The organism is Streptomyces jeddahensis (assembly GCF_001642995.1).
Taxonomy (GTDB): Bacteria; Actinomycetota; Actinomycetes; order Streptomycetales; family Streptomycetaceae; genus Streptomyces; species Streptomyces jeddahensis.
This window is the reverse complement of sequence record NZ_LOHS01000133.1, coordinates 1-4269: the sequence shown is the minus strand read 5'-3', so window position 1 is coordinate 4269 and position 4269 is coordinate 1. Positions and strand designations below refer to the sequence as shown.

Annotated in this window: 4 protein-coding genes; all 4 read right to left on the bottom strand. The window is 70.1% G+C overall.

The window, feature by feature from the left end:
- Positions 1-64: 64 nt before the first annotated feature.
- On the bottom strand, positions 65-1147 hold the full coding sequence (locus tag STSP_RS29850) for a S1 family peptidase (RefSeq protein ID WP_078067610.1): 1083 nt from the start codon (positions 1145-1147) through the stop codon (positions 65-67).
- Between the two features lie 493 nt (positions 1148-1640).
- A complete protein-coding gene (locus STSP_RS29845) occupies positions 1641-2543 on the bottom strand; it encodes a S1 family peptidase (protein ID WP_067284123.1) in 903 nt (300 codons plus the stop codon).
- A gap of 499 nt (positions 2544-3042) precedes the next feature.
- Positions 3043-3645 (bottom strand): GTP-binding protein, encoded by a 603-nt coding sequence (locus STSP_RS29840; RefSeq protein ID WP_067284122.1) that lies wholly within the window; start codon positions 3643-3645, stop codon positions 3043-3045.
- The coding region (locus STSP_RS40520; protein ID WP_232789848.1) for a DUF742 domain-containing protein at positions 3629-4269 on the bottom strand (641 nt) is incomplete at its 5' end. The genes STSP_RS29840 and STSP_RS40520, both read right to left, overlap by 17 nt.

Genomic DNA, 4269 nt, shown 5'->3' with positions numbered 1-4269 from the left:
CCGCCACGATGGCGGGCCGGCCCTGGTTCCGCGCCGCGCGGCGTCGCGTGGGGCGTCCGCGTCGTCAGCCGATCTCGGCCCCGTACACGCTCAGCGCCTCGGTGACCGGCTGGAAGAACGTCTCGCCGCCCGAGGTGCAGTCACCGCTGCCGCCCGAGGTGAGCCCGATCGCCGTGCTGCCGGAGAAGAGGGAGCCGCCGGAGTCGCCGGGCTCGGCGCAGACGTCCGTCTGGATGAGCCCGTTGACGATGTCGCCGTTGCCGTAGTTCACGGTCGCGTCGAGCCCCGTGACCTGGCCGTCATGCACCTGGGTGGTGGAGCCGCTGCGCGTCACCTGCATGCCGACGGTCGCCTCGCCCGCCCCGGTGATCTCCTGCGCGCTGCCGTCGTAGAGGTTGACCTCGCTGGGGTGGTCCACGTCGGCGGTGTACTTGACCAGGCCGTAGTCGTTGTCCGGGAAGCTGGAGTCCTCGTTCTCGCCGATCACGGTGCCGTCCGAGTCCGACCAGGTGGAGATCGACTCGGTGCAGTGCCCGGCGGTCAGGAAGTAGGGCTCCCCGTCCTTGACCACGTTGAAGCCGAGCGAGCAGCGGCCACCGCCACCGGTGATCGCGTCGCCGCCCGCGATGAAGGGCTTGAACTCGCCCTTGGTGCGCCTGAGTTCGGCCGCGCCGCCCAGGCTCTCGACGACCTCGGTCAGCTTGTCCAGCTCCGCGCCGTTGACGGTGCGGTCCGCCGTGACGACGACCTTGTTGGACGCCGGGTCGACCGCCCAGGCGGTGCCGGGGATGGTCGCCCGGTCCTTCAGCGTGGTCCTGGCGCTCTTCAGTTCGGCCAGGGAGTTCTCGACGATTCTGGCCTCGGCGCCTGCCGCCTCGGCTGTCTGCGCCGCGTCCTCGTCGAGGACGTTCACGACGAGGTGCCGGTCCTTCGCGTCGTAGTACGTGCCCGCCGCGTCGGCGCCGAGCTGCTTGGTGAGCGACGAGGCGAGCTTTCCGGCCGTCGCCACGGAGAGGGTTTCCGGGGTGAGGGTGGGGGTGTCGGTGCTCGCGTTCGCGGTCTGAAAGGTCACGCCCGCGGCGACCAGTGCGGCGATGCCCGCACCCGCCACGGCGGCACGCCGCCTGGGTATGCGTCGGTGCTTCAACTCACGTCCTCCTGTGGGGGGTCGGTCCCGGTTGTCGTGGGGGACGCACGGGACCGGAAGGCGTACGGGCATGGGCCCGGCAGACGACAAAAAAGCCGCGTCCATGCCAATCGTGACGCCCACTATTCCGAGGCGGTCAGGGGCACACAAGGTCGACTTCTGGACGCGTCCGCAGCAACGAGCAGGCGCTCTACCCGCGTTGAGCGCCGCCGGTGCCTCCGGAGCGCCGCTGATGGCGGCGCATGCGGGCCGCGCCGGTTCCCGATGCAAACACTGCGTGCAAGCGGCGCGTGGGCAGGGCGTGAGGACTAGTCCTGTCTGGATTCCGCTGTTCGCTGCACCGCGTACGAACAAGGGCGAGCAAGGCAAGCAAGGGCGAGCCCCCGCACGGCGGTTCCGTGCGGGGGCTCTCCTGCTGCTGGCTGCAGGTCTTCCGGTGGTGCCTGTGGTGCTGTGGTACGCGCGCGTGTGGTACGTGGTGCCGGTGCCCGGGTCAGTAGACGCTGACTCCGTATGCGCTCAGTGCCTCGGTGACGGGCTGGAAGAAGGTCGTGCCGCCGGACGAGCAGTTGCCGCTGCCGCCGGAGGTCAGGCCGTAGGCGATGCCGCTGTTGGAGTAGAGCGGGCCACCGGAGTCGCCGGGCTCGGCGCAGACCGTGGTCTGGATCATGCCGTAGACGATGTCGCCGCCGCCGTAGTTGACGGTCGCGTTGAGAGCGGTAACGCGGCCGCTGTGCGTGCCGGTGGTGGAGCCGCGGCGGTAGACGGTGGTGCCGACGCTCGGGGTGGCGGCACTGGTGATGTCCACACTGCCGACGCTGCCCGACTTGGTCACCGAGGTGTTGGTGTACCGGACGATGCCGTAGTCGTTGCCCGGGAAGCTGGATCCGGCGGTCGAGCCGAGGACCGTCGTACGGCCGGAGTTGGAGTACCAGGTGCCCGCGCCGTCGGTGCAGTGACCGGCGGTCAGGAAGTAGTAGGTGCTGCCGCTGCGCACGTTGAAGCCGAGGGAGCAGCGCCAGCTACTCGCATAGATGGCGTCGCCGCCGGAGATCAGCTTGTTGAACTTGCCCGGGGTGCGCTTGATCTGGAGGGCGCCGGCGGTGCTGCCCGCCGTCTCCTTGATCTTCGCGATCTCCGCCTTGGAGACCGTGCTGTCGACGGTGACGAGAAGTCGATTCGTCTTCTGGTCGACCGCCCATGCGGTGCCCGGCACGTCTGCCTTGAGCACCGAGTCGCTCGCCTTGGCGAGCTGGGACGCGCTGTAGGTCTGGACTTCGCCCGCGTTCGCGGTGGGTACGGCGAAGCCGGCCACGGCCACGAGTCCGGTGGCCACGGCGATCAGCCGGGTCCGTCTCGCAATACCGCTGCGGGGGGTGGTGCGCTTGATCCTCACTGGTCGTTCCTCCCGAGGGGAAGTCGGGGGCCCCTGTGGGGTCGGGGCCCGTGAGGCGCAGCCAAAGAGCACGGCTGTTCCGGATTCCGGACAAGCGTGCCCCTGACAAGCGCTGATCGGGAGTATTCGGCTGGAGGACTACCCGGCACAAGGGCGCCTTTCGGCCGTCTGCGCATACACGCCAACCGGCCCCGGTGGCTGTGCGTTCCTGCAACAGGCCACCGGGGCTTGGTCATCGGCAACAGTTCTGACGTACGGACGGCCGAAGGAGTTCCCGCCCGAACGAGTACCACCCGAACGAGGGACGCCGCCTGAACGGGTGTCACTCGTTCGTGGTCCCCCTCCCGTTCGTGGCCGGAATTCGTTCCTCCGAAGAGTCGGCGAGCCGGTGAGTGGGAGCGGCCCACAGAGCGCCGCCGCCACGGTCCAGGAGGAGCCGGTTCCGTCCCGCACGTCCACACGGACGTACAGGACGAACCCTGCGCTCCGTCAGATGCCGCTACCGCGTCAGCACCGCGGTGCGTCCTGCGCGGCGCGCCGTGCGAGCCCCGATGACCTGGTCCATCAGGGCGGCCAGCACATCGCGCACGGAGGATCTGGTCCGGGCGTCACACGCCAGCACCGGCACGTCGTCGCCCAGGCCGAGGGCCTCGCGGACCTCGTCGAGCTCGAAGCACTGCGCCCCCTCGAACCGGTTGACCGCGAGGACGAACGGAGCGCCCTGCGCCTCGAAGTAGTCCAGCGCCGGGAAGCAGTCCTCGATCCGCCGGGTGTCGACGAGGACCACCGTGCCGAGTGCCCCTTCCACCAGGTCGTCCCAGAGGAAGGAGAACCGGTCCTGGCCGGGGGTGCCGAACAGGTACAGCGCGATCGACGGGTCGAGCGTGATCCGCCCGAAGTCGAGCGCCACGGTCGTGGTGGTCTTGGACTCGACCCCGTCGAGCGAGTCCACGCCCACCGACACCTGGGTGATGGCCGCCTCCGTGTCCAGCGGCTCGATCTCCGAGACGGCGCCGATGAAGGTCGTCTTGCCGACCCCGAGCCCGCCGCTGACGACGATCTTCACCGCCAGCGGAGCGGTCCTGTCAGAGCGCCCGGACATGGTCCCTGATCCTCTCGAGCGTGTGGAGCGGCAGCTCCGATGGTTGCTGACACGTCAGAAGCCCCGCCACGACGAGATCGGCGATGAGCACCTTGGCGACACCGAGCGGTACGCCGACCCCCTGGGCCACCTGTGCCACCGTCGTGGGCTGCGCGCACAGCGCCACGATCCTCGCCCGTACGTCGTCCGGGGGCACGCCCACCCGCTCGAAGCCGGGCGGCGCCGCCTCATCGGACACCTCGACGGCGACCACCAGGGTCTCCAGGCGAAGATCCGCCTGGGCGGGTTCGACCCGACCGCCGGTGATGATGAACGGCCGTACGAACGTGGTGTCCTCGTCGGACGAGTCCGACACCATGCCGCCGCCGGACGCGTCCGACACCGTGCCACCGCCGGAGGGGCCCGCCGAGACCGTGCCGCTGTCGGACGGGCCCGACATCGTGCCACCGCCCGATGAGCCCGCCGAGGCCGTGCCACCGTCGGACGAGCCCGACACCGTGCCACCGCTCGACGAGCCCGCCGAGACCGTGCCACCGCCGGACGAGCCCGACACCGTGCCACCGCTCGACGAGCCCGCCGAGGCCGAGCCACCGTCGGACGGACCGAAGGCCGAGCCCTCGTCAG